The sequence below is a fragment of the Faecalibacterium hominis (ex Afrizal et al. 2022) genome, from assembly GCF_049545105.1.
GTDB classification, from domain to species: Bacteria; Bacillota; Clostridia; order Oscillospirales; family Ruminococcaceae; genus Faecalibacterium; species Faecalibacterium duncaniae.
Window position 1 is genome coordinate 1,219,948 of the sequence record NZ_CP186860.1, and the last position, 24,138, is coordinate 1,244,085.

Sequence of the window (24,138 nt, forward strand, 5' to 3'; positions counted from 1 at the left end):
GCGATTTCCTCCTATCAGGTCTGCTGGTGCTGCATGGATACGATCTGGCAGTCAGGGCAGAACTCGATGTAGAGTGTGCCCTCTGTGCCGTCCATCAAAGTATCCCACTGGATCTGGGCCAGATATTTCATGGGCTTTCCGCAGTGGGGGCAGGCGGTGTATTCCCAGTCCTGAACCCAGTTGGCAAAGCCGCCAACGGTGTTCACATCGTCACAGGCGGCGCCATAGAACAGGGGCATTGGCGCACCGCCCAGCACGAAGGGATTTTCGGTAAGGGACCTGTAGTCCTCCGGCCGGACATAGCAGTCCATCTTTCCCGCCCCGTCAAAGAGCTCTGAGGGAAAGACCTCTACGCCGCCGTCCAGAGTAAAGCGGTTGAAAGCGGGGCCTTTCAGAAAGCCCACGCAGTTGGGACAGCAGGTGGCGGTCAGAATGCCGTCCAGCCCCAGAAACTTCAGCCGCTCGTCCCGGCCGTCCAGCACCAGCATGTCCGCCATCCGCCCGCCGCAGTGGGGACAGGTGTCCTCCCGTGCCCGCCCGATGCGAACGGGGGGCACTTCACCGGGGGCTCCCTTGACGAAGGAAAAGCAGGTATCGAAGTTGAGTTGGGTCCGTTGTCCCTTTTTATTAAAGGTCCAGCCGCCGCACTGGGCGTAAATGGACGGGTCTACATAGAGCTTCTTGCGCCAGGAGCGGGGATGATTCTCCAGTTCCAACAGCGTTTCCAGTGCCCGACCATCGCCCTGGAAAGCAAGGCAGCACATCAGGTTGGACGCTTCACTGGAATCCTCTGTGGACAGCAGCGCGTGGATCAGGCCCTCCCCCACATCAGCGGGAGCGTGATAATAGATCTCACAGGGCCAGAACACCCCAGCGGCCAGCGCCGCCCGCTGGATTTCCGGGGTGATGGCGTCCCGGTAACCCAGCAGCTGCCAGAAGTCGGTGCATTCGGGGTCCTCCATATCAGCAAGCCGATGGATGTTCTGGATCAGGTTTTTCTGCTTTGCAGCAATCTGTTCCGGCGTCCAGGCCAATGCAGTTTTTCGCTCTTGCTCACACTTGCATTTCCAGCACAATCCGTCATAGCCCAAAGGGGTCCCACAGCTGGGGCAGGTATATTTCAGACTCATGTTCTCATACTCCTTTCAGGCAATAAAAAAGCCCCACGCCGCACTGTCATAAAGACAGGCTGACGCAGGACATGAAGAAGCCGCGTTGAAGGAGCCGCATCCACCAGCAGATGTAGTTTCTTCAACAACCAAAATATTTTTTTCGTATCTTAAAGCAGCAAATTGCTGTCCAATATATTTGTTCATAGCGGCACCATTTGTTCTGAGCGTAGTTTTATATCTTATTATATCACAGCACCCCTTCAATGAAAATATTTTGTTGGAAATGCTAATGAAAAATTTTTGTGAATTTGTTAAGGCGCAGGGGCTGTTATCTCCATAGTGTCTGGATGGATCAGAGTGATTACTTTTCCCTGATGCAAGGCATAGTTGACGGTCTGTGCTGTACCTGAGCGCAGCTTTTTCTGATTATCAAACACACCGATAAGGTACTCTGCATGATCGACCATATAATAATTTCTTTTTTTATAACTGGAAACATCCGCAGAGTGTGAAATAACAATAGAATCGTTTGCGTTTTGGATCAGCTTTTTCAATCTATGTTTACTCTGATCCGGCCATTTAGAGTCATAGCCGATGAAGGGAACTACAACGATAATTTTAATATAAAAGTCAATATGCTTCATCCGGTTCGGTAGGTGCTGCGGTAATATCGCGGTAGAAAGTAGCCCATGCAGCTTCCTCATAGGGGTGTACAAAAAAGAAGCCAATGCTCAATGGAATTGTCAGCAGAAGAACAAGAGAAATCGCCAGAGCCTCTGAACCGGTGAAATATTTGAGAACCAGAAAACCCTCGGCATACAGTGGCACCGAACAGAGCAGCTCCCAGCCAATGAAGCTGAAATCCAGACAGAACAGCCGCCATTTGTTGCCATTCATGATCCGCCGGGATTCTGTGATCGCTTCATTTGCGGTCAGCGAAGGATGCTCGGACATGATGTAAGGTGTCATCGCATAGCTGTATGTTTTCACGATTCCCGGAATCACCAACAGCAGCGACCAGAGGGCGATGTACAGACCCTGCAGGAATTTCATGCAGAAGCCATCCCACAGACGGTCTTTCTGAGAGAACAAGTCCGAGATGGCAGCATCATTTCCATCTACAAGGTTCAGATTAAAATGAGCATATCCCAGTTGAACTGCACCGCCCACAATCAGTTGGAGGACTGCCCACAGAACAATGCCGGCAAGCAGAACAGCAAGCAGCCGACCGCCGTTGGGCTGGGAGAACAGTTCAAAATGGATGTCCTTTGCCTGATTGGAATTGGATACGGCACTGTTGGAACTGCTCACAATGGTAGCACCGAGCGCACTGGCGGCAATACCTGTCAAAACAGCAGTTTTCCATTTTCCGCGCAGGGCATCGAGAGCGAGCATACGATAGTCGGCAGATACTTTCATAAAAGCAACCTCCTGTCTGAAAACGGCAAGGATTTGTGAAATAGGAAGATGATATGCCACTTTAATTTAGATACGTTTGAAAAGCTGAAAAAATTGCAGCATGAATGAAAAAGAGGCTGTTACACCGGTTTTATCCTTGTGCAACAGCCCCTTCCTTTACTTCAGCAGCTTGTCCAGTTCATCATATTGCATTACTGGAGCTTTGCAAGGATTTCTTCAGCCGTCATACCGCTGGCAAGCAGCTTCTTCAGCACATCTTCTGCTTCGCCCTTCTTTGCTTCTTCTGCTGCTTTTGCTTCGGCGGCAGCTTTTTTGTTTTCAGCTTTGGCAAGTTCCTTGGTGGCGGCTTTCAATTCTGCTTTCTTGGCTTTCAGCTGCGTCTTCAGATCATCGAGATTTGCAGTCAACGTAGCAACCTCAGATTCGATTTTCTCTTTTTTTGCGGCCTTTTCTGCAATGACTGCTACATAATCAACGCTGGCCTTTACAGTACGAGCCTTATTCTTGCTTCCCTTGGGTCTTGCCATAATAATTTCCTCCCATAAAGTGAAATAATTTGATACTTACAAGTATATTTCCAAATAGTCAGAATTGCAATAGGTAACATGAGCCGTCTTCAACTGCCAATGCAAATCTTATTCGGTATGCCCGAAGATCGTCGCAAATGTATTCCTTCAATGGTAACAATCATGGAGATTAGTGTTTATCTGGAGATTACCAAAGGATAAATAGAAGCAGTATTAAAGCCGTTCACCACGCAGATTTTCCAGCGTGGCGAACGGCTTTTTTGCTGCCCCTATATTTACAGGTAGGAGGAATCGAAGAAGTCTTTTAATGTAATTCCTAAACCCTGACAAATTCTTTCAATCGTCTCTACGCTTAACTGCCCTCCCCGACGGGCGGTGGTTTGAATCGTGGAGTACGATATTCCGCATTTCTTTGCCAATACACATAGATTCATATCACGCACTTGCATCAAATCCTGAACACGCTTGATCGTATCCACAAAAACTCCTCCCATCTTTTTAGTTCAAAACTTTTCCAACAACCTCGAATCTTTGCTCTGGAGATATAAGGATCGGCGAATATTTGGTGTTAAGAGAAACCAAAACCGGTTGGTTATGCACCACGCCATAGCTGTCGGTAAGGAACTCTGCTTGGGATTCGTCTGGGGTATGTTCATCGTATTTTTTCAGATATCCACAGTCATCATATACGAATATCCCGATATCCCCGCACTCAAGTTCTTCGCAGCGCTTCACCCATACAATCTGTCCGTTATGATAGCGTGGCTCCATACTATCACCGCTAACATATATCCCGAACTCGGCACCAGCCGGAACGCTACTGGCAGGCACTTGTATCTGCTGGAACATTTCACCCTCAAGAAAAGCTCCTAGACCTGCCGATACTGGCAACTCTGATACAGGCATCATTATGTAGTCGATTTCCGCGGGCTCTTCTGCGTCTGGCTGGTAGCGCCGGGATGCAATCAAGTCCATTTCGTACTCAGCGACTTTTTTTTGCCCGATGTCATTTAGAAGGGCGGGTTTCTGGAAGTTCTTTGTAAAGTAGGAAGGACCCTCCTTGATGTTCAATGCGTAGCAGATTGCAACTAGTTGGTAGATGCTAGGAGTGGTATAGCCTTTTTCCCATTTGCTGATTCCTTTATCACTGACATCGACGCCATAGTGACGGAGAAGTTCAGAGAAAGTTACAAGTGAATAGCCATTCCTTTTTCGTGTGCCTGCGAGAATCTGACCAACCTCATTGCTATCCCTCGCAGCGACTGCATCATAGCGCACTGTGGATGGGGCTATGTGCATTTTGGTGAGCGTGGTTTTCTTTTTCATAACAAGAACACTCCTTTGTGATCCGGTAGCTCTATTATAGTATAGAAAATATAAGAAATCAACAGGAAATCTCTAAAATGGCGACAAATGCGCAATTGACATCTCCATAAAGTGGGTGTATAATCAAACCAAATCCACAAATAACAGCCTTTTGGTGTTATTTTCGTATGGGATTGTGTTTGTTTGGCGTTTTTTTGCGAGGTGATACTATGAGAAAAGAAAATGTAAGATGTCCAATGTGCGGAACCATGAATTATGATGTGGATCTTGATGAAACCGGTGGCTGGACAAAATGCCGTCTGTGCAAAGCAGTGACCTGCTCTATGGATGAGTGGAAAAAACATACAGTGTCCGTTCCGCTGTTGAACGAAAAACAGCTCGTGGCACGCAGTATGATTCGCAAGTAATGCACGCCGTGTTTTGATAAATCCGCAAAAAGGAGGAATTCTGATGTGTGGTGATTACAACCTTCGCCGTGAGAAAAGATACGTCGAAGTGGACGTTCGTTTTACTCCTGACGGTAAGATCCGCCCTCTTGCCATAAACTATGACAAGGCTCACACTTATGGAATTGATCGTGTCTTGGCAGTCAAACATGGGACATCACGCCTAGGCGGAAAAGGTCACTGCTTCACCTGCCTGATCTGCGGTCAGAAGCGGAATCTTTGGCTTGAACGGGGCAAGTGGTTCGTGGAAGCCTACTGCTCCGTGCCGGAAAGCTGTGCTTCGTAATGGCAAGATACTTATCCCGCGCAGATCTTTCGCACATAGCGGGTAAGTATATCGACCAGTACTATACCCGTTTCGGGATCAGTAAAGATGACCCAGAACCCATTGACCCTGAACGGCTCGCAAGTTCTGTTCTTGGGCTGAATGTGAAAATGCTGCCGCTATGCAGCGATGGAAGTATTCTAGGACTGACTGTTTTCCAGAAATGCGGTTTTACCGTAACCTTGGGGGACGGGACAAAGCTTGTGGAGGTGTTCATGCCGAAGGACGTTGTAATCGATTCCGCCCTTGCGTCAGACAGCTGCACCGGATGCCGGAATTTCACGATAGCGCATGAAGCGGCGCACCATATACTGGCTGACCTGTTTCCGAACGACTACGGAAAAGCAGTCAAGTGCCGTGGGCACATTGCCTATCGGGAACGAAACGGACAGCCCTCATGGGAAGAATGGCAGGCGAATACCCTTGCAGCGGAGCTGCTGATGCCAACATTTCTGGTCAACGCCGAAATAGAACGTGCAGCGCTGTGCCTGCCAAATGGAATCCTGTACAAATCCGCATCGGACCCGAACTATGAAAGAATTCTGGAGATGGCTGCACGGATCGGGGTATCGTGGTCTGCGATCAGGATCAGATTACAGCAGATGCAGGTCATCAACGGAAAACCCATCCACTGCCATCCATTGGACGTCATTCGATTTGGAGAATAATATGACTTGGTCAAATAATCGCTCTTTTAAGAGTAAACCGCTGAACAATATACAGCAGGCACAATTCAGCATTGGCTGGAGGTTTTGTCCGGTTTGCGGACACAAGCTCTACCAAAAAAACGAGAGCTGTTCAGGCTCTATCAGCATAAAGTGCCTCAAGTGCGGTAACATAGCAACAGTTGACTTAGCCTACCGCAGACGCTGACTTTTTTAGACAAACCACAATTTCAAAAATCGGGTGCATTGCACCCTGAATATGGACTGTTCGTCACCGAGCAACGGGCCATTGCCGCAAGGCAATGTATGAAACGCGCACCAAATAGCCGGGCAACAGCTGATAGAGTGATTCTGCTTTAGAACCGCTCTGTTAGTTGGTTGTCCGGCTATTTTTTTAGCCTTCAGGTAGCCTGCTCCCGTAAAAAGGAGCAGGCTTTATGTTTGTCCGTTTTTCATGGATGCCCCAAGCGGCGAAATATCCGTAGCCTTCCAAATTTTCGACTTTTTACGACTTATCGAAAATTTGGAGGTTTACGATGTCTTTTAATAAAGGCTATGAGTTGAAGAAGTTTGAAGCACACTGGGAAAAGTTGCGCATCGAGTACGCAGCTGCGGGAATGACGAAAGAGGCCATCCAGAAGATGTACGATTATGACCGTCAGCAATTCAATTCGGAGCGTACCTTTATCGAGCGGACGCAGGAATTCACCGCTCCTGCGTATGAAAGCTCTGAGGAAGAAGCGTCGCCTTTGATGCTACGCTATCAGGATGCGATTACCGTGACAGATACTTACCACGAAACTAAAAGCCGTTTTGCATGGATTGGTGAGATTGAGAACGAGCAGTTGCTTACTGCACTCGAAACTTTGAAAACCGAAGATTTGGAAATCATCACCATGTACGCTTACGAGGGATACGACATCACTGAAATTTCTAAAGTCTACGGCGTATCTCGGCCCACTATTAGTATCAAAATCAAGAGAATTACTAAATTTTTGAAAAACTTCAATTTCAATGCTACGAATTGACCTTTCTCGTCGGCTACCAAGTGAGAGGACAATTTCCCAAGCGGCACCTGCCGCAGGGCGAAACGTCCGACCTCAGGGACCTTGAAAACTGAATAGTTCCGTCATCTGGTACTCCGATAATGATACTTCCGTAATTCGCGGCCCGGTCACAAAGCAGACGGGGTGGCTGAAATGCCAATGAAGCGGTACAAGTCCGCTGCCAGATGTTCATGCCCCACTCGCAGGGAGCCGAGGGCGAATATGCGAGACCTTTAATCATATTGATCCGGGAACTGCCGGGTACGTTTTGCACATCCGGCAGTTCCCGTTTTTTACGTATCCCAATTTATTCTTTACTCGAATATCCACTTTTGATACATAGGAGGACACTTTTATGGATGAGCTGAACCCCACGGTGCGCGAGCAGGAGATCTACGAGGAGATGGAGCTGACCCCTGAGATGGTCAAGTCCATCCGAACTCTCTGCGGTACCTGTCTGCGGCACTTTGTGGATGCAAAGGCTTTCAAAATCGCGCTTGTACCCAGCCCAGACCGGAGCATGGACACATGCACCGTCTGCCAGATGCGGCGCGGCTATGATTATGTGGTCATGCACCGCTGACCCAACCATACCACCATACCTTGAACGAAGCTCGTTGCGGAACATCCGGCAGCGGGCTTTGCACATAACAACATGGAGGTACAATTTTGCAGCAAAACTGGAAATTCCAACGCGGAGACATCTTCTTCACCCATTTCGGGGCGAGCACCGGCTCGGAACAGCACGGTGACCGCCCGGCGGTCATTCTTCAGAATGACGTGGGCAATTATCACTCTCCGACCCTGATCGTTGCGACCATGACAAGCAAGGCGGAAAAGAAAGTAAACCAGCCGACCCACTGCCTGTTGGAAAACGCGGGGTTGAATATGCCGTCCGTTGTGCAGGCAGAGCAGATCTTCACCATCGACAAAAGCCGGGCACTGAAGTATCTGGGGCATCTGACCCCAGAGGAGATGCGCCGGGTGGATGATGCGGTTCGCATCAGCCTTGCGCTGAACCCTATGGGCAGCATCCAGCAGATAGAGCCTATCCGGCGCTCTACGGCGGTTTATGCGCCGCCTGAGGTGGTGGATGGCAAACCGCCTGTCTACCCCTATACGCCCATCCGGTCGTCCTTTGAGAACGCCGGAAGCATCGAGGAAATGATGCTGTACACCGAACTGCAATCCGCGGTTCATGCCATGATCCAGCGGCTCGAATATAGCTTCACCTTCAATCCCAGCCTGCTCACCAGCCCGAAGCGGAAGCAGCAGGTGACTGAGATCTTAGAGGAAGCCGAGAAGTACATTTGGAGAATCAAGGAGGAAATGCGATGCGCCTGAACGACAACAATACTTTCATTGGTATCAACCCGCCGTACCAGCTTTCGGTCATCCACAGCAGCAAGCTGATCTATCCCCGCGAGATCTACCAGCGGGGCGTAGAGCGCAAGAGGGTGGAGCTGATTGCAAGGGACTTCAACGAGTACATCGTTAACGAGCCGAAGGTCAGCTTCCGCAACGGCAGGTACTATGTAATGGATGGGCAGCACACCATCGAGGGCTGCATCCTCCTCAACGGCGGCGAGGACCGCCCGATCCTCTGCAAGGTCTACACCGGTCTGACGATGGAGCAGGAAGCCCTGCTCTTTGCCGAGCAGAACGGTCACGCCGCACCCCTGTCGGCGGGCATCAAGCTGCGCGCCAAGGTGGTGGGCGGCGATGCGCCTTCCAAGGCGTTTGTCGCAGCCACTAACCGGGCGGGGCTTTCCCTCAACTACGACAGTATGCAGCTGAGCGACTACCGCATCGGCTGCGTGGGCACGGCGCTGAAGCTGTACGACCAGCTGGGCGAAGAGATCTACTGCGAAGCTCTGCGGCACATCGTGGAAGCGTGGGAGGGCAAACCGGATTCCTTCCGGGCGGCTGTCCTGCGGGGCGTGATGTACTTTGTGCAGCTGTATCATGGGCAGTACAGCGAGGAGCGGCTTGTCCGTGCGCTGAGCGGCGTCCATCCCATGGAGCTCTACCGTGTCAGCCGGGATAACCCCGCCAAGCTTCCGGGCTGGCGGCGGTACGTTTACCCCATCTACACCACCTACAACGGCAAGTGCAGGAAAGACGCACTGCCGATGAAGTTCTAAGCTCAAATATCTCCTTTGGCAAGTGAGATGGTTCCCGAAAAAGACCATCACACTTTACATATAGTATTTTCTGCTGAATAATCGACATATTGAACTAGAAAGAGAGGACAGGAATGAGCGAGATCGCAGCCTGCACTTTGATTCAGGAAGAGCCTGACCGAAAGACGGAGAGGTATCTGACGATGTTCAAGGACTACCCGGATGTGGTGACGGTGGAGCATCTTCAGGAAATGCTTGGCATCTGCCGGAAGAATGCGTATCTGTTGGTCAAGCAGAATAAGATCCACTCGGCGCGTGTAGGACGCAGCTATAAGATACCAAAACTCTGCGTGGTAGAGTACCTGCTCGATCAGGATCGGCAACTTGGAGGGATGCACCTTTCAAACTCCCTTGTGCCATCCTTGCAAAACACTCCAGAATCTTCTAAACTTATGATGCCTAAGCAAAGGACGTTTGGCTGCGAACAGAAAGGAGCATAACTATGACAAATGTGGCCGGACATTTAAGAGAACAAAACGGTATGTATCAGATGATTCTGAGCTGGAAAGACACAGATGGAAAGCGCAGAACCAAATCCATCAGCACAGGACTTCCTGTTAAAGGAAACAAAAAAAGAGCTGAATCTCTGTTGCGTAAAACACAAAAAGAGTTTAACCCTGAAACGATGCAGCAGGTTTCCGACCTGCCGGTATCGGAATATCTGAACCGCTGGCTTCGGGAAAGCGTGATGAACCTTCCGCCCGAAACCTATGGCAGATATGCTTATGATCTGGGAAGAGTAGTTGTCCCATACTTTGAAAAGAAGCGGCTGTCTTTGAAAGCACTCTCTCCGCGCGATCTGGAAACGTTCTTCCGCTATGAGCGTCAGCAGGAGGAGGCCAGTGTACAGCAGCTTCTGGATTGGCACAAGGAGTTGACCGATGCCCTACAATATGCCGTTGACAATAATTGGCTGAAGGTCAGCCCCATCAAAGAAGTTGACCCCTGCCTTGATAACTCCCCGGTACTTTTCACCGACTTCATCACGGACTGGTTGAAAATGATGAAGTCACGAGTGGAAATCACAACCTATACCAGCTATGAAAGAGCAATCGTTCACAAGATCGTCCCATATTTTGAACCGCTCCACTATACATTGCAGGATATGGAACAGCATCCCAAATACATCCAAGACTTCTACCAGCATGAGTTGGATCGTGGCCTTACGGCAAACACCGTCATTCACTATCACGCCAACATCCGCAAATGCTTGCAGTACGCTTTTCAAATCGGCATGATCCGTTCCAACCCGGCAGATCGCGTTGAACGTCCTCGTAAGGAAAAGTTCAAGTCGGAGATTTACAGCGGTGAAGAACTGGAGCAGCTTTTCAAAGCGATTCAAGGTGACCCTTCGGAGTTTGGCGTTATCATGGCTGCATTCTACGGCCTGCGGCGCAGTGAAGTTGTTGGCTTGAAATGGGATGCCATTGACTTTGAAAACAAGAAAATCAGCATTCAGCATACGGTTGTGACCGCAAAGGTCAACGGAACGCTAACAGAAATCGCACGAGATAAGACAAAAACAAAGTCGAGCTGCCGGACACTTCCCCTAATCCCTGCCTGTGAGCAGATGCTCAATAAAATGAAAAAGGAGCAGGAGCAGAATCGGAAGGTCTGCGGCAAAAGCTATTGCACCGATTATCTTGACTATATCTATGTAGACCCGATGGGAAAACGGATTCGGCCCGATTTCCTGAGCCAACATTTCCCGGATTTTCTGGTCGCACACCAGATGAAGCGTATCCGCTTTCACGATCTGCGCCACCCTTATGTCAAGTCCACGACAAAAAAATATTTATTTTTTCTTGTCCCCACGTTCCAGCTTTCTTGATAGGAATTTTGCCGCCTCCCGTTTCTGTTCGGCGGCAAAAAACGCATGAAGTCGCTCCTTTTCTTCCGGCAGCATACACCCAAAAGTTGTGCCGCCTTTTCTGTAATAAAACGCAATCCGCATAACCAATTCCTTTCCTCAGTCGTGAGTTGTAAAGCTGTCCCTTATCTTAAAGGCAATATCTACCCGTTTATCAGGATAAACATAAATCTTATCAATCAGAAGATCAACTAATTCCGAAGTCAGCCCATCGCTTTCCGTCAGCATCCGGGAAATATCCATCTGCTGGCGCTGGTGCTGCCGTTCTTCCTGTTCGGCTTCAAGACGGGCCATGACAACCGCTTTGGTATTCTGTACTTCCAACAGTTTTTCACTGATCTGCTCTTTTTGATCCTTGTATTCCAAGAGCGGAATCCTGCCGGAAACAAGAGCTTCATACAGTTTCCGCTTTTCTTCCTGCAGTTCAAAAATCTGCCGGTCAAAGTCAGCTTGACGTATAGCAACGGTATCTACCTTACGGAGATCCGCTAAGCTGTCAATACCGAAGGCTACCTGAAACTGTTTGCATAGCAATTCATATACAAGCTGATTCAGTTCTTTTTCCCGGATATGAATGTTATAGCAGTCAAGTAAAGGAATCGTGCTGGAAAAGCGGCACCGGTAAGATGTCCCATTTGCCAGGTGCAAGGCATGTTTACAGCATCCGCAGATAACCTTCCCACGCAGGAGATAGTCGTGTTTTTTCCTATTTGGAATCTTAAAACGCTGAATAGAGGCATTGGCTTTTGAAAAGATTTCCTCATTCACCAGCGGTATATGATGGTCCGGTATTTTGATCCAGTCGCTTTCCGCTTTGCTCCGCATCTTGTGGCCGCCGATTTCTGTAACCTCTCTTTTGCCAATCACATAAGTGCCCATATATCGTTCGTCAGCAAGAATCCGAAGCACAGTAGAATTGCACCACATTCCGTGAGTTCTTGAAACATCGTGTGTCTTAATCCCTTTTCGGGCCTTATGCTCTCCGGGTGTGGGAATCTGCTGACGGGAAAGTTCCCGCGCAATATCGGTTGCGTTCATGCCATTTACGGCATATTCAAAAATTTTCTGTACTACTTCGGAAGTCTCCGGGTCCGGCACCATCCGTCCGTTTTCCCCTTTGCGATAACCGTAAGGGCAAATTTTACTTTGGTATTCGCCCCGCTGGAACTTCAGGTATTTGGCCGTTTTGGTCTTTACCGACATATCACGGCTATAATACTCGCTGATTAAATACTTGAAGGCGACTTCCATACCGCCGGTATCGCCTTTCAGCTTTTTGGTATCAAAATCATCATTGACAGAGATAAAGCGGGTATGGAACAGCGGAAATACCCGCTCGATAAAATAGCCTGTTTCCAAACTGTTGCGGCCAAAGCGGGAAAAATCCTTTACCATGATACAGTCAATCCGATTAGCCCGTACCAGGTCAAGCAATTCCTGCACCGCAGGGCGCTCGAAGTTTGCCCCGCTGTACCCGTTATCTACAAATTCCGTAAGTTCCGCATTAGCATATTCCGGCAGTTCAGAGGCATATTCCCGAAGGATGTTTCTCTGGCTGGAAATACTCATACTGTCTGTTTTGGCGTCCTCCAAAGAGAGACGGATGTAAAGAGCAATCCTGTACTTCTTCATTCTGCCTCCGCCTCCTTAAACGCCTCAAATTCTGCGCGGAACGTGAATTTTACATCTACCTGTTTATCCGGGTAGACTGTGATCCGCTCAATCAACCGCCCAATGAGGGCGGCGGTCAGGACGCCTCCACTCAAAAGTTCCTGTTCGTCTTTTTCCAGATCTTTGCACTTTTCAGCCTGCTTCTGGCGGACATCAGCCTGCTTTTCGTAAAAAGCAAGCTCCTTTTGCGCTGCCTGTATCTGCTTTTCATAGGTCGCTTTCAGGTCGAAGTATTCTTCACTGTCAATCGCACCGTTCATCAGATTTTCATAAAGAGTCTGCAAAAGCTCACGGCTTTGGTTAAACTGCAGCTTTGCCCGGTTGATTTTCTCACGGGAAGCAGCTTCTTTTTCGTGCTTTTGCATGTTGTCTTTCAGAAGCAGCGCGTAATCCCCCAGGACGGCGGCAAGTTCCCTTTTAAGAATATCCAGTATCGTTGCGATCAGCTCGGTTTCGCTGATGGAAACGCCAGTGCATTTATCTTTATGTACCCTGGTAGGTGTCAGGCAGTGGAAGCGATATGAACCATTGCATTGTTGGCGCTGGCGGTGCAGGCTTCTCCCGCAGTCTCCACAGAAGATACGCCCCTTGAAAATATTGGGCGTGTATGGGATAACGGGGTGCTTCTTGCTTTCCTCGGCCACTTCTGCCCGGTACTTCTGAACGGCATCGAAAATCTCTTTGGAAACGATAGGCTCATGGGTTCCAGTAACGACAATCAGGTTTTCCTCGCCTGCGGGCACCTGCCGGTGAAGGACCGTTTTTGTTCGCCCTTGCACCATGTCGCCGGTATATTTATCCTCCTTCAAAATCTTGGCAACTGTCCAGGTCTGCCAGTAGCCGCGCCCTGCTAACGCCTGATGGGTGATCTCCCCGGTTTGCATCTTATACTTTCCGGGAGAAGGGTAGTTTCCTTCATTGAGCAGAAGCACAATCCGGTTGAGGGGGACTTTTTCATAAGCCCACTGGAAAATCTGGCGTACCACAGGAGCCGCCACCGGATCAATAATCAATTTGTGGCAGTCATCAGGGTCTTTCATATATCCAAATGGCGCCCTGCCACCCACATACTTGCCCTCTTTCATATCCTGACGGGCCTGGGCCTTTATCTTACGTCCTATGTCCAGAGCATAGGCTTCGTTAATCATATTTTTCAGCGGAAGGATAATACCGCCGTGGAGATTATCAGGATTTTCAGAATCAAATTGATCCGTAACGCTGATGAACCGGACATTATGGGAAGGGAAATACCGCTCAATGTAATATCCCGTGTCAATGGCATTGCGTCCCAGGCGTGAAAGGTCTTTGACAATCACACAGCCCACTTTGCCGGATTCAATATCCGAAAGCATCCGTTGGAAGCCGTCACGGTTGAAATTCGTTCCTGTTGCTCCATTGTCGATATAAATGTCATAAAGACGCAGTTCAGGTTTTCCCAATAGGAATTTTTCGAGAACCAGCTTTTGCGTTTCGATAGAATTTCCACGTTTATTGTTATCCTCCACAGACAGCCGGATATACAGCGCCGTGCTGATAAACGGGGAAGCAGGCATGGCAGCCTGCGCCATAGTATGTTTCCTGCTCTTTCTCGCCATTTCAGACCACCATCCTTTCCTGTACCGGCGTAATCAGGGCGAGGGCTTTTTCATATTCGTCCTGATAATTAAATTGAATCTGCAATTCGTCTTTTCCAAGCACTGTAATCACCTGCACAAGCTGGATCACCGCCTTGCGGTCCAGTTCTTCCAGATCGGAAAAACGCCTGAAATTCTCAATCCAACGATTCCGCTCACTCCGGTTTTCCATTACATCGGTCCGTTTTTCCTTAAGGGCGGCAACCGCCTGTTCCAGTTGGGTGATACGGGCGCTGTAACTGCTTTTGTTATAAAGGAACTCCGCCTTGTCCAGAAAGCCGTTTACCATGCTCTCATACAGCTTCATCTTATATTGACGGATCTGCTCCAACTGCTGCTCGTTCTGGGCGATCTGCCGCGAATACTCTTTGATAAGTTCACGGTTGATACGGCTCTGGTCTATGCCGGATAAGATTTCATCCAAAGAGACTACATTGGCAATAAACCCTTTCAGGCTGTCCCGCACGCACTCCATCAGCTCATGTTCCTTTACCATGACCGGATGGGCGCAGCCGTTCTTCTTTCCGGTGGGACAATAGTAATAGTGATATTCTTTGTCTTTGTAGCGGTTCGTTTTGCGTACCATCCGGCTGCCGCAGCAACCGCAGACCAGTATGCCGGAAAACAGATAGACTTTATCTTTTTGGGGAGATGTACGGGTGTCCAGGTTGCGAATCCTTTGCACCAGGTCAAAATCATTCCGATCAATAATGGCTTCGTGAGCATTTTCCACGCGAACCCACTCGGAGGAAGGGCGGCTCTCCATTTCTTTCAGTTTGAAGTGCTGGGAACCCTTTCGGCCCTGGACCAGCGTACCGGTATAGGTTTCATCCTGCAAGATCCGGGTGACAGTATTTGCCGACCACCGGCAATCCTTCCGGTCTGTATAGCCTTTCTTGGCATGGGGAAGGCCATAATACTTTTTATATGCCAAAGGAGAGAGCGTACCCAGCCGGTTCAGCTCATTCGCGATGGCGTAGGGGCTGAATCCTTCCAGGCGCATCCTGAAAATGCTCCGCACCACCTGGGCAGCATATTCGTCTACTACAAGAAGATTATGGTTATCTTCGGATTTACGATAGCCGTAAACCGGGAAAGCTCCAACGAAATCCCCATTCTTACGCTTAGTTTCCAGGGAACTTCTCGTCTTAATGGAAATATCCCGTGCATAGGCTTCATTCATAATGTTCTTTACTGATACAGTCAGGTCATCGCCTGCGCTCTCATTGAGAGTATCGATATTGTCATTGATGGCAATAAACCTCACGCCATAGGCCGGAAAGACACGGCGCATATAGCGGCCAGTCTCAATATACTCACGGCCAAGACGGGAAAGGTCTTTGACGATGACACAGTTGATCTTTCCCTCCATGATGTCATCCATCATTTCTTTAAAAGCCGGACGGTCAAAGATAACCCCGCTGTACCCATCGTCTACCTTTTCGGAAACCAGCTCGATTTCCGGGTGACGGCTCACGAAATCTTCGATCAGCTTTCGTTGATTGCCGACACTGTTGCTTTCATTTGATTTGTCATCCGTATAAGATAAGCGGATATATTTGGCAGCTTTATAAACCTGCATAGAAAAACACTCCTTTCATCACGGAAAAATCCCCGCAATTCAAGGAGTGCAGTCTGCGTATCGGTATTCAATTCCTTTTCCATGTTTATTATAACGCTCCATGCGGGAAAAATCAGCCCCCAAAATAAAAAATATCAATAATTTTCAGCGTAGGATTCCGCGGAGGCATTCTTCCAGGGTAGCGCCTCCCTGGGAAAAACTTGCCCTGACAACAAATCCACCGCATTTGAAATGATACGGGTCCCGGATCTGCCGGACAAACTCGGCAATCCTTTCTTCCCGCGGCAGGTCCTTATTGACAGATACATCCCGGATGTCGGCAAGTCTGTCTGCTTCCGGGGTATGTATGACCGTATAGGCCGGTGTTTGAGTCATAACAACAGCTCCTTTCTTTTCATACTGGATCATCAAAATCACATGAATAAGGCCGGACACACGAAAAGAGCGGCCCGGCCTCATGGTATCTGATTTCGATTTTATAAGAATCCATGCCGCTGCTCGAAAATCAAAACAACGGCATGGATGTTTTCTTGGTAACTTGCCGTATTTGCCACGCCCCCCGGCAGGCCCTTTTCCGGGCCGGGGATGCCACAGGCTGCGGCCAGCTTTACCGCATCATAGCCCTGCTTGTGCCGTCGCTTCGCCAGAGCTAACGAACACAGAAGGGACTCCCCCCAAGTCTTTGACGGGTCGTGAGAAAGTATCATTATACCCTGTATCAGTCATCGCGTCTGGCCTGCCACAGCCAGATCAATGGATAGCGTAGATCGCTCGGACGGCTGGGCTTCATCACCTCCTTAAAGCCGCCTGTCATCGCGCCGCTCCATTTGCCGCTCGGAATACAGGGAAAGTACCTATGGCACCGTATATGCAGTTTTCAAGGTCCAGATGAAGGATTGGGAGCTTGTCTGCATATACAGGTGGGTGTGGCACCGTTGAAGGTTCTCACTCACCGAAATGGCATTGTCCCAAAAAATTGTCCTTCTATAAGTCGTGACATTTTCGGGGGTACATTTATAGGGGGTTTAGAAATTTTCTTCTAAAATTTTTTCCAGACGCCGAAGTCCGCGCCGAATACTTTCATGGACAGCATGGAGAGAAACACCTTCCATCTTGGCAATATCCATCAGGGTAATGCCGAGAATATAGTGAGCGTACACACGCTGGCGTTGTTTCTCTGGCAATGAAGAAATCGCCTGGTACAGCCGTTCTTCCTCCAGGTGCCTTTCTACGATCTCCTGCAGCGTTGGGGTAAAAAGAACAGCTTCGCGTTCAATATCATCCCCATAATCAAGAGAAAGGAATGCCTTATGCCGGTATGTACGGCGGCGATATGCCACTTCTTTCCGCTGATATTCTACCAGCACATCCACAACCTCATCGGGCAGGCTGATAAACAGATCCGTTTTATATATTTCCGGGTAAAATTCCCGCAGATTGATTTCTTTCATGGTAATCCTCCAATTTCGATTTTTGAGTGGGTAATGGGCAAATCGAAATCAGAGGGGCGGTGATCTACACCGTACAGGTCCGGCGGCAGGCTTGTCCTGCGCCTTATTTGTAAAAAAGAGCGCCCACCGTACAGCGGTAAGCTGCGCCTGTCGTATTCCGTCACCATCTGACGGAGCAGAATGGAAAATGCAAAATCCTGTCGAATGGAAAAACCCCGCAATCCATCGCAGGATTACGGGGTTTGAATCTCTTTTATATGACCGGCTATGTCGAGGCCGGTATTCTGACCTCGGCAGCATTTTCCATGCCCTCCTTTATTGAAGGAGAGCAGAGTTACCTATTATGTCCACCTCCCTCATTTTGGGGCATTATATAGGGATAAATGCTATAATTCTTCCAGAAGCGTCATGGTTTTACTGAATTTAATCAACAATACATGACAAAATCAGGCATTATCCACACAGCAGAAAAAACGAAAATTTAAGGGTGCGGCAGAAATACCGCACCCTTTCTATACTTCAAATTTATAACCTACACCATAGACGCTTTTCACATATTCCGGCAAATCAGGGGCAACCCGGAGTTTCTTTCGCAGGTTGCTTATATGGTTGTTGATCGCTTTCCGGGAATAGTAGGAATAATCCTCATGCCATACCAGATCCAGGAGCATTTCATAAGTGAATACCCGCTTTGGGTTCAGTATGAGCAAAGCGAAGATTTCAAATTCCTTGACCGTCAGCGGAATTACCTGGCTCCGCACGGTAACAAGGTGCTGCTCCAAGCAGAAATACAAATCACCTTCCCGGATTTCCGTCAATGGCTGATCTGCCTGCGGAGGGATAAAATACTGGCCTCGAAGAAGTGTTAAGTATGGGACATCAGCCGGAATATTGCCAGCCTCATAATCACGAACAAACTGAGCCAGCTCCTTCTTTTGGCAGGGAGAAAGCAGAGTAAATAGCTTTTCACCAATCTGCCTGCCGGAATCTTTTAAATCCAGTACGGCTAATTTCCCATGTTATCACCACCTCCTTAGTCCTCTAAAGCATCTTTCAGTTTTTGAAAAGATTCTTCGCTGATAGCATGTTCCAATCGGCAAGCGTCTCTTTCCGCTGTTTTTGGATCTACACCAGCAGCGATCAATCGTTTGGTAAAAAAACGATGGCGTTCATAAATCTTTTCTGCCACTTCCTTACCCTTAGTCGTTAAAGAAATCGACTTATTATCCTCACGCACTAAGAATCCGCTTTCGCATAGTCTTGTAACCATATTTGTAATAGTCGGCTTTGAACGCTCTAAAAAGGTTGCAAGATCAACGCAGCGAACATCACCTTTCTGACGATCAAGAATCAGAACTGCTTCTAAATAATCTTCACCCGTAGCCCGAAGTTCTTCGGCATAAGATTCGGAAGGTGAAACCGCCTCCTGAGTTTTGTGTTTTTCCCATGCCATCTTTGCGATCATTGAAATCAATAGAGTGCGTCACCTCCTTTTCAGTAGATTCGTGATTATCATTTACCGCGCTGTAACGCAACCAAGTGAGCATATAGCCCGTTCTTTTTCATAAGCTCCTGTGGTGTACCCATTTCGCTTACCTTTCCATCATCCAAAACCACGATTTTATCCGCATTAGCAACTGTCCTCATACGGTGAGCAATCACCATAACGGTCTTATCTTTCAGCAAGACAGAAAGAGCATCCTGTACCAATGTTTCACTCTCAGCATCCATAGAGGCTGTAGCCTCGTCCAAAAGGATTACCGGCGCATTTTTTAGCAATGCTCTCGCAATGGAAATCCGTTGCCGTTCTCCACCGGAAAGGGCGCTGCCATTTTCGCCAATATTCGTCTGATACCCCTGTGGCAGCCGAGAAATAAATTCTTCGCACTGTGCAGCCCTTGCCGCCGCTTTTACTTCTTCGTCAGTTGCACCGCTTCGTCCAAGGCGAATATTCTCCATGACAGTTTCATCAAAGAGAAGTACATCTTGGAAAACAATAGCAAAGTTTTTGAATAATGTTTCCGGTTCTACGCTCTTTACATCGACACCACCTAAAGTGATTTGGCCGGAATCTGCATCCCAGAACCGTGCTGCCAATTTTGAAGCAGTAGATTTGCCGCTTCCCGACGGACCTACTAAGGCGGTGACTTCACCTTGTTTTGCTGTGAAGGAAACGCCTTTCAACACCGGTTCCTCATTATAAGAGAAATGGACATTCTTAAATTCAATGTCAAATCCTTTGTTATTGCAAACATTACTTCCTGTCTGTTCCGGTGTTGCGTCAATCTGTTTCATTCTCTTTACGCTTACCAGTGAAGAAAAGACCTCGGCCATCAACATAAAGCAGCTTGTGAAGGGGTCATAAATTCTGCCAGCAAAAATAAGGTATAAGATAAACATGGGAATCGTGAGGGAGCCAGCCGCCACAAGATAGCCACCTACCAGCAGTACCGCAACAAGGCCAAAGCGCAGAATAAATTGTGCTGTTGTAGTCGCTGCGCCAGGCGCGATCTCATTTCGGAAAGAGCATTTCACCACATAGTCCAGCTTTTTTTCCAGACCGGCCAGATATTCTTCTTCTCTGGAGCAAGATTTCAATTCCTGAATCGTATCAAGATATTCCTGTACTCCATCATAGGCTGCACGTTTAGCGTCCATATTAGCACTTTCTGCCTTAGCCTGTGCCTTTCGTGCTGCAAAGACCACCAGTGCTGCTACGGGAACAGGAATCACAATACAAAGCCCTAACCGCCAATCCATTACAAGCAGACCTATCGCCGTAATGATAAACATGAAAATGGTTCCAAAAAGTTGCGGAAGGGCATTAGAAAACACACGCTCCAGCGCCGTACAATCACCCATGATAGTTGTGGTCAGATCGGAAAGATTTTTCTGCCCGAAGAAGGACAACGGAAGTCTGCGAAGTTTTTCAGCAAGAACAATTCGGCGGTTCGCACTTTCCTCATAAGCCACGGTATAGGTTTTGTTATATTGAAGCCATTGGGTACAAAATACAATAATAAACAAAACCACCGTCATAATGCAAAAAACAGGAATATATTCTGAAATTCCAGATGATTCGCCCGATATTACATTCAGCAGTTCCCAGATTACCATGATTAAAAGGCTGGACGGGATAATTAGGCAAATATTGCTGAGAGTCGTTGCGGCAATCCCTTTATTTAAGTCTTTTGAGCCTTGGTCGCTCAAAGCAAACAGACGCTTTAGCATACTTTCACCTCATTTCCAATATGCCACTGTGTTGTCTTGGTATAGTTCTCCCACATACGGGCATATTCACCATTTTTCTTTACCAATTCGTTATGCCTGCCGCTTTCAACAAGCTCTCCCTGCCGCATGACCAAAATCTGATCGGCATCCTGCACCGTTGAAAGCCGGTGAGCAATCATAATAACTGTTTTTCCCTTTGTAAGCCCCTCAAATGCCTGCTGTATCTGCTGCTCGTTTTCGGGGTCAGCATAGGCTGTAGCCTCGTCAAGTACGATAATAGGTGCATCTTTCAAAATAGCTCTTGCAATCGCAATACGTTGGGTTTCACCCCCCGATAAGTACACACCTTTGCTGCCGACTACTGTATCGATTCCTTTAGGGAATTTAGCCAATATATCATCACATTGAGCCAAATGTGCTGCCCGCATGACTTCTTCTCTTGTTGCACTTGGGCGTCCAGCCCGAATGTTCTCAAATAGACTATCCTTGAACAGTTTTGGGTCCTGGAATACAAAGGCGACCATCTTCATTAAATCTGGATGGGCAATGCTGCGAATGTCTACACCGCCAATTTTAATGCTGCCGGCCTGTGCGTCATAAAATCGGGGAATCAAGCTGGCAGTGGTACTCTTACCGGAGCCGGAATGTCCCACAAGGGCGGTTGTTGTACCGGCTTTTGCACAAAAACTAAGATGAGAAACTGCCGGCTGCTCTGCGCCTTCATAGGTAAAGGTTACTCCTTCAAAAGAAATATCATAGCTTGCAGGGCGTTTCGGTTGTGCAGTTTCTTCCTGCGGTTCTGCGTTCAAAATCATATCAATACGCCGCATGGATTCTTCAGCCTGCATTTTGTAACTCGTCATATAGAGAATCTTGTTCAGCATTACCGCACAGGCCGGTGAAAAAATCACATAAAACAGAAAACTTTGTGTGAACCCAACAAGGTCAGAAGATACCAACCCTATAATCAGTGCAGTAGGAACCAATACAAGGAAGCTGGAATTGATAACGGAATTAAAGGCAACCATACCCTTTTTACAAGACATCGTGTAAGCTAAAGCAAATTTTCGATAGGACTTGATTGCCTCATTAAATTTTGTTATGGACTGCACCGTTTGCCCAAACACCTTCAAGACGGAAATTCCACGGATGTATTCTACCGCCTCGTGATTCATCGTTTCCAACGAGTCCTGATAGGTCTGCATCAGTTTCATGCCTTCCTTGCCCATCAGAGATTTTTGCAGGAAAAAGCCGATTCCAAAAAGCAGAAGTAGTGGTACACCAATGCGCCAGTCAAACAGAAGCATTAAAATCAGGCTTACTACCATAGTTACTTGTGCGCCAACCAAGTCTGGAAGTTGATGGGCTATAAAAGTTTCTGTTTGAAAACTATTTTCGTCAATGATTTTCCGCAGTTTGCCGCTGGGATTGGTATCAAAATATCCCATAGGCATTTTCGCCAGATGTTTCAGCGCAGCCATTTTTAGATTCTTTTCGGTATGAAACGCCGTCACATGAGAGCATAGCAAAGCACAGAAATATAATGCCAGACCGATCAGCTCCAAAACTAAGGCAATCATTCCCCAGCGAACTAAACTTTGCGTGTCCAAAGCACTGCCGGTAAAGACATTTACCAATTCACGTGCTGCAAAATAGACGCAGAGGAATGGTCCTAAAATAAAGATGGCACTAACACCGGATAAAATACGGGATATATTCAATAAACTGCGTTTTTCTCCTGTAAATTCGAGAAGCCGCTTTATCCCGCCGTTCTTTTGTTTCATCGAAACAAAGCCTCCTTTCAAATTGGTTAGCAATAACTAACCTTTTCTTTCATTATAATTGGTGGAAAATATACATTCAACGACCTATCAGGTATATTGTTACTCCAATCAGCTCACGATAAAAGGTGAAAGAAAAGGCGGCTGGCGAAAGCCGCCTTTTCCCACAGGCAATCAGTTTACTTTTATGTTTTGAACGGATGTAAAATTAGAATCCATAGGGAATGTATAGTCGGTGATTTTATCGCTGTAAATTGCCAGTTGGTGCATATATACAAGAGGGGTTGTCAGTTCTTCATCGGCGATTGTTGTTAAAATCGTTTGATAAATTTCCTGAATCCTCGTTTCATCGGTAGAAGAATCCAATTCAGCAACCAGATCCGCAAGTTCCGGCTGGGTGGAGCCTAAAAGCATCACAATAGGATCCATGGAAGTCTGAGGGTTAATATTCGTAACAACATTAGCCGGATCATAAAAACCGCCTTGAGTTTTGAATACCGTCAAACCATAATCCCCGCTTTGAACCATAGCATACCAATCCATCATTGCGGCAGACTGGGGTGTTAATTCAATGCCAATTTTCTGTGCTTGATTGCAGATGTAGACAACCAAGTTATCGTCCGAAGCAGAGCCGGTCTGATACAGGAAAGCAGCCGAAATATTTGCCCCATCCTTTTCCCGGATTCCGTCACCGTCTGTATCAACATATCCAGCTTCATCCAACATTTGATTTGCCGCATCAATATCAAAGGTTGCCTCTGAAAGCTCCAAATCACAATACGGCAGGTCTGTGGAGAAAAAGCTGTCTGCCCGATCATGCAAGCCACCATAAATGCTGTCTGCTACGGCATCTTTATCAATAGCAGAGGCAATCGCCTTTCGGATAACCGAATCGCCAAAAACAGTATCGTTCAGGTTATATCCCACATAGTAAGTCTGCAAAGCCTTATCATCGATTTGTGCTCCAAAGCCTTCGGTCTGGCTGATTTCGTCATAACTTTCAGCAGAAACATTTTTGATACCGGATATAAAATCAACTTCTCCATTTTTCAGCGCAAGAATCTTGGCATCATTATCAGGGATGCTCTTAATAGAAAAGCTATCTACTTCCGGTGTTTCACCCCAATAGTTGGGATTGCGTACAAAATTCCATGTCTGGCCATCATTGTCCCCTTCGTACATATATGGGCCGGTTCCATAGGTGGCTGTCCGAAAAGTATCTTTAGCGGTTAAATCATCATTCAACTGCTCGCTGGAGACAATACCAAAAGGATTGGCAAGGCAAAGTTCCCGCAAAGTATTATAGTAAGGCTGCGTCAGCCGAAGTTCTACTGTATAATCCCCGGTGGCTTCGGCACTTTCAATGATTGTAGAAAGGCGTCCATACCCTCCGTTATACTGGCCGAGATTTACAGGCACAGCCATCAATGATTTTGCCACATCTTCGGCGGTCAGATCTGAGCCATCCGAAAACTTAACGCCTTCTCTGATCTGGAAGGTATACACCAGTCCGTCATCACTCATAGACCAATCTTCGGCCAGAGATCCGACCAGTTCATTATTTTCATTGTATGTCACCAGCGTATCATAGAAACTGGTGAGGTAATAGGTAATATCGTACTGGCTGGAAGATACTTCGGGAGTGAGGATCGTATAGAAATATTCAAATCCCCAGCTTTCAGCCAAATTAACATGTACGGCCTCTGTTCCTGTTGTCCCTGAACCGGATTCTGCTGATTCCTTATTGTTGGAGCAGGCCGCAAGGGAAACAACCATCGCTGCGGACAGCAGAGCTGCCGCTAATCGTTTGAATTTCATCGTGTGATTTTCCTTTCTTGATTTTTATTTACCCAAATTCATTGGATTCCA

General features: G+C 47.7%; 25 protein-coding genes and 1 pseudogene. 9 read left to right on the top strand and 17 right to left on the bottom strand.

Features of this window, described 5'->3' with window-relative positions; all coding sequences use genetic code 11:
• Nucleotides 1-14 precede the first annotated feature (14 nt).
• The 7 genes and pseudogenes from ACKXGA_RS05825 to ACKXGA_RS05855 form a co-directional block, all read right to left on the bottom strand.
• Complete coding sequence (locus ACKXGA_RS05825; RefSeq protein ID WP_423730279.1) at nucleotides 15-1,130, bottom strand: hypothetical protein; 1,116 nt, start codon at nucleotides 1,128-1,130, stop codon at nucleotides 15-17.
• Nucleotides 1,131-1,145: 15 nt separating this feature from the next.
• On the bottom strand, nucleotides 1,146-1,316 hold the full coding sequence (locus tag ACKXGA_RS05830) for a hypothetical protein (protein ID WP_008723379.1): 171 nt from the start codon (nucleotides 1,314-1,316) through the stop codon (nucleotides 1,146-1,148).
• Nucleotides 1,317-1,423: 107 nt separating this feature from the next.
• Nucleotides 1,424-1,735, bottom strand: a pseudogene (locus tag ACKXGA_RS05835) (SLOG family protein); the annotation flags it as partial.
• 7 nt (nucleotides 1,736-1,742) lie between these two features.
• Entirely contained in the window at nucleotides 1,743-2,531 is a 789-nt protein-coding gene (locus ACKXGA_RS05840) for a DUF975 family protein (protein ID WP_015565820.1), read from the bottom strand.
• Nucleotides 2,532-2,722: 191 nt separating this feature from the next.
• Nucleotides 2,723-3,058, bottom strand: a complete 336-nt coding sequence (locus ACKXGA_RS05845) for a hypothetical protein (RefSeq protein WP_015565819.1) — start codon at nucleotides 3,056-3,058, stop codon at nucleotides 2,723-2,725.
• A gap of 275 nt (nucleotides 3,059-3,333) precedes the next feature.
• On the bottom strand, nucleotides 3,334-3,537 hold the full coding sequence (locus ACKXGA_RS05850) for a helix-turn-helix domain-containing protein (protein WP_223383275.1): 204 nt from the start codon (nucleotides 3,535-3,537) through the stop codon (nucleotides 3,334-3,336).
• Between the two features lie 19 nt (nucleotides 3,538-3,556).
• On the bottom strand, nucleotides 3,557-4,384 hold the full coding sequence (locus tag ACKXGA_RS05855) for an XRE family transcriptional regulator (RefSeq protein ID WP_242924042.1): 828 nt from the start codon (nucleotides 4,382-4,384) through the stop codon (nucleotides 3,557-3,559).
• A gap of 209 nt (nucleotides 4,385-4,593) precedes the next feature.
• On the opposite strand from ACKXGA_RS05855, the gene ACKXGA_RS05860 reads away from it, so the two are divergent.
• The 9 genes from ACKXGA_RS05860 (at nucleotide 4,594) to ACKXGA_RS05900 (ending at nucleotide 10,880) form a co-directional block, all read left to right on the top strand.
• Entirely contained in the window at nucleotides 4,594-4,791 is a 198-nt protein-coding gene (locus ACKXGA_RS05860) for a hypothetical protein (protein WP_097775157.1), read from the top strand.
• A gap of 43 nt (nucleotides 4,792-4,834) precedes the next feature.
• Nucleotides 4,835-5,116: a hypothetical protein gene (locus tag ACKXGA_RS05865; RefSeq protein ID WP_097775158.1), complete on the top strand. Its 282-nt coding sequence runs from the start codon at nucleotides 4,835-4,837 to the stop codon at nucleotides 5,114-5,116.
• Nucleotides 5,116-5,823 (top strand): ImmA/IrrE family metallo-endopeptidase, encoded by a 708-nt coding sequence (locus ACKXGA_RS05870; RefSeq protein WP_097784816.1) that lies wholly within the window; start codon nucleotides 5,116-5,118, stop codon nucleotides 5,821-5,823. The genes ACKXGA_RS05865 and ACKXGA_RS05870 overlap by 1 nt, the downstream gene beginning before the upstream one ends.
• A 533-nt stretch (nucleotides 5,824-6,356) precedes the next feature.
• Entirely contained in the window at nucleotides 6,357-6,848 is a 492-nt protein-coding gene (locus tag ACKXGA_RS05875; protein WP_015565818.1) for a sigma-70 family RNA polymerase sigma factor, read from the top strand.
• A 373-nt stretch (nucleotides 6,849-7,221) separates the two neighbouring features.
• The gene (locus ACKXGA_RS05880; protein WP_097775161.1) at nucleotides 7,222-7,449 is read left to right on the top strand and encodes a hypothetical protein; all 228 of its coding nucleotides are present in this window, start codon (nucleotides 7,222-7,224) and stop codon (nucleotides 7,447-7,449) included.
• A gap of 86 nt (nucleotides 7,450-7,535) precedes the next feature.
• Nucleotides 7,536-8,210 (top strand): type II toxin-antitoxin system PemK/MazF family toxin, encoded by a 675-nt coding sequence (locus ACKXGA_RS05885; protein WP_097771475.1) that lies wholly within the window; start codon nucleotides 7,536-7,538, stop codon nucleotides 8,208-8,210.
• Entirely contained in the window at nucleotides 8,201-9,010 is an 810-nt protein-coding gene (locus ACKXGA_RS05890) for a DUF6551 family protein (RefSeq protein WP_097775162.1), read from the top strand. The genes ACKXGA_RS05885 and ACKXGA_RS05890 overlap by 10 nt, the downstream gene beginning before the upstream one ends.
• Nucleotides 9,011-9,123: 113 nt before the next feature.
• Nucleotides 9,124-9,489, top strand: a complete 366-nt coding sequence (locus ACKXGA_RS05895; RefSeq protein WP_113993110.1) for a helix-turn-helix domain-containing protein — start codon at nucleotides 9,124-9,126, stop codon at nucleotides 9,487-9,489.
• 2 nt (nucleotides 9,490-9,491) lie between these two features.
• Nucleotides 9,492-10,880: a tyrosine-type recombinase/integrase gene (locus tag ACKXGA_RS05900; RefSeq protein ID WP_423730280.1), complete on the top strand. Its 1,389-nt coding sequence runs from the start codon at nucleotides 9,492-9,494 to the stop codon at nucleotides 10,878-10,880.
• Between the two features lie 138 nt (nucleotides 10,881-11,018).
• Here the strand turns inward: ACKXGA_RS05900 and ACKXGA_RS05905 are convergent, their stop codons facing one another.
• From ACKXGA_RS05905 to ACKXGA_RS05950, 10 genes are all read right to left on the bottom strand, one after another.
• A complete protein-coding gene (locus ACKXGA_RS05905; protein WP_158424866.1) occupies nucleotides 11,019-12,551 on the bottom strand; it encodes a recombinase family protein in 1,533 nt (510 codons plus the stop codon).
• Nucleotides 12,548-14,158, bottom strand: coding sequence for a recombinase family protein (locus ACKXGA_RS05910; protein WP_423730281.1), 1,611 nt, complete (start codon nucleotides 14,156-14,158; stop codon nucleotides 12,548-12,550). The genes ACKXGA_RS05905 and ACKXGA_RS05910 overlap by 4 nt, the downstream gene beginning before the upstream one ends.
• Nucleotides 14,159-14,186: 28 nt before the next feature.
• Entirely contained in the window at nucleotides 14,187-15,806 is a 1,620-nt protein-coding gene (locus ACKXGA_RS05915) for a recombinase family protein (protein WP_158424864.1), read from the bottom strand.
• A 144-nt stretch (nucleotides 15,807-15,950) separates the two neighbouring features.
• Complete coding sequence (locus ACKXGA_RS05920) at nucleotides 15,951-16,181, bottom strand: DUF6870 family protein (RefSeq protein ID WP_087180054.1); 231 nt, start codon at nucleotides 16,179-16,181, stop codon at nucleotides 15,951-15,953.
• Nucleotides 16,182-16,831: 650 nt separating this feature from the next.
• A complete protein-coding gene (locus tag ACKXGA_RS05925; protein ID WP_067536939.1) occupies nucleotides 16,832-17,257 on the bottom strand; it encodes an RNA polymerase sigma factor in 426 nt (141 codons plus the stop codon).
• 512 nt (nucleotides 17,258-17,769) lie between these two features.
• Nucleotides 17,770-18,099 (bottom strand): response regulator transcription factor, encoded by a 330-nt coding sequence (locus tag ACKXGA_RS05930; protein WP_278604273.1) that lies wholly within the window; start codon nucleotides 18,097-18,099, stop codon nucleotides 17,770-17,772.
• A 191-nt stretch (nucleotides 18,100-18,290) separates the two neighbouring features.
• Nucleotides 18,291-18,710, bottom strand: coding sequence for a metal-dependent transcriptional regulator (locus ACKXGA_RS05935; RefSeq protein ID WP_067538187.1), 420 nt, complete (start codon nucleotides 18,708-18,710; stop codon nucleotides 18,291-18,293).
• Between the two features lie 59 nt (nucleotides 18,711-18,769).
• The gene (locus tag ACKXGA_RS05940; RefSeq protein ID WP_158424861.1) at nucleotides 18,770-20,488 is read right to left on the bottom strand and encodes an ABC transporter ATP-binding protein; all 1,719 of its coding nucleotides are present in this window, start codon (nucleotides 20,486-20,488) and stop codon (nucleotides 18,770-18,772) included.
• The gene (locus ACKXGA_RS05945; protein WP_158424860.1) at nucleotides 20,482-22,272 is read right to left on the bottom strand and encodes an ABC transporter ATP-binding protein; all 1,791 of its coding nucleotides are present in this window, start codon (nucleotides 22,270-22,272) and stop codon (nucleotides 20,482-20,484) included. The genes ACKXGA_RS05940 and ACKXGA_RS05945 overlap by 7 nt, the downstream gene beginning before the upstream one ends.
• Before the next feature lie 171 nt (nucleotides 22,273-22,443).
• Complete coding sequence (locus tag ACKXGA_RS05950) at nucleotides 22,444-24,087, bottom strand: nickel ABC transporter substrate-binding protein (RefSeq protein ID WP_067536924.1); 1,644 nt, start codon at nucleotides 24,085-24,087, stop codon at nucleotides 22,444-22,446.
• Nucleotides 24,088-24,138: the final 51 nt, after the last annotated feature.

Bases quoted from the DNA above. Each gene is read 5' to 3' on its own strand.
- ACKXGA_RS05825 (WP_423730279.1), bottom strand. From the start codon at position 1,130: ATGAGTCTGAAATATACCTGCCCCAGCTGTGGGACCCCTTTGGGCTAT.
- ACKXGA_RS05830 (WP_008723379.1), bottom strand. From the start codon at position 1,316: ATGAACAAATATATTGGACAGCAATTTGCTGCTTTAAGATACGAAAAA.
- ACKXGA_RS05840 (WP_015565820.1), bottom strand. From the start codon at position 2,531: ATGAAAGTATCTGCCGACTATCGTATGCTCGCTCTCGATGCCCTGCGC.
- ACKXGA_RS05845 (WP_015565819.1), bottom strand. From the start codon at position 3,058: ATGGCAAGACCCAAGGGAAGCAAGAATAAGGCTCGTACTGTAAAGGCC.
- ACKXGA_RS05855 (WP_242924042.1), bottom strand. From the start codon at position 4,384: ATGAAAAAGAAAACCACGCTCACCAAAATGCACATAGCCCCATCCACA.
- ACKXGA_RS05860 (WP_097775157.1), top strand. From the start codon at position 4,594: ATGAGAAAAGAAAATGTAAGATGTCCAATGTGCGGAACCATGAATTAT.
- ACKXGA_RS05865 (WP_097775158.1), top strand. From the start codon at position 4,835: ATGTGTGGTGATTACAACCTTCGCCGTGAGAAAAGATACGTCGAAGTG.
- ACKXGA_RS05870 (WP_097784816.1), top strand. From the start codon at position 5,116: ATGGCAAGATACTTATCCCGCGCAGATCTTTCGCACATAGCGGGTAAG.
- ACKXGA_RS05875 (WP_015565818.1), top strand. From the start codon at position 6,357: ATGTCTTTTAATAAAGGCTATGAGTTGAAGAAGTTTGAAGCACACTGG.
- ACKXGA_RS05880 (WP_097775161.1), top strand. From the start codon at position 7,222: ATGGATGAGCTGAACCCCACGGTGCGCGAGCAGGAGATCTACGAGGAG.
- ACKXGA_RS05890 (WP_097775162.1), top strand. From the start codon at position 8,201: ATGCGCCTGAACGACAACAATACTTTCATTGGTATCAACCCGCCGTAC.
- ACKXGA_RS05895 (WP_113993110.1), top strand. From the start codon at position 9,124: ATGAGCGAGATCGCAGCCTGCACTTTGATTCAGGAAGAGCCTGACCGA.
- ACKXGA_RS05900 (WP_423730280.1), top strand. From the start codon at position 9,492: ATGACAAATGTGGCCGGACATTTAAGAGAACAAAACGGTATGTATCAG.
- ACKXGA_RS05905 (WP_158424866.1), bottom strand. From the start codon at position 12,551: ATGAAGAAGTACAGGATTGCTCTTTACATCCGTCTCTCTTTGGAGGAC.
- ACKXGA_RS05910 (WP_423730281.1), bottom strand. From the start codon at position 14,158: ATGGCGCAGGCTGCCATGCCTGCTTCCCCGTTTATCAGCACGGCGCTG.
- ACKXGA_RS05915 (WP_158424864.1), bottom strand. From the start codon at position 15,806: ATGCAGGTTTATAAAGCTGCCAAATATATCCGCTTATCTTATACGGAT.
- ACKXGA_RS05920 (WP_087180054.1), bottom strand. From the start codon at position 16,181: ATGACTCAAACACCGGCCTATACGGTCATACATACCCCGGAAGCAGAC.
- ACKXGA_RS05925 (WP_067536939.1), bottom strand. From the start codon at position 17,257: ATGAAAGAAATCAATCTGCGGGAATTTTACCCGGAAATATATAAAACG.
- ACKXGA_RS05935 (WP_067538187.1), bottom strand. From the start codon at position 18,710: ATGGCATGGGAAAAACACAAAACTCAGGAGGCGGTTTCACCTTCCGAA.
- ACKXGA_RS05940 (WP_158424861.1), bottom strand. From the start codon at position 20,488: ATGCTAAAGCGTCTGTTTGCTTTGAGCGACCAAGGCTCAAAAGACTTA.
- ACKXGA_RS05945 (WP_158424860.1), bottom strand. From the start codon at position 22,272: ATGAAACAAAAGAACGGCGGGATAAAGCGGCTTCTCGAATTTACAGGA.
- ACKXGA_RS05950 (WP_067536924.1), bottom strand. From the start codon at position 24,087: ATGAAATTCAAACGATTAGCGGCAGCTCTGCTGTCCGCAGCGATGGTT.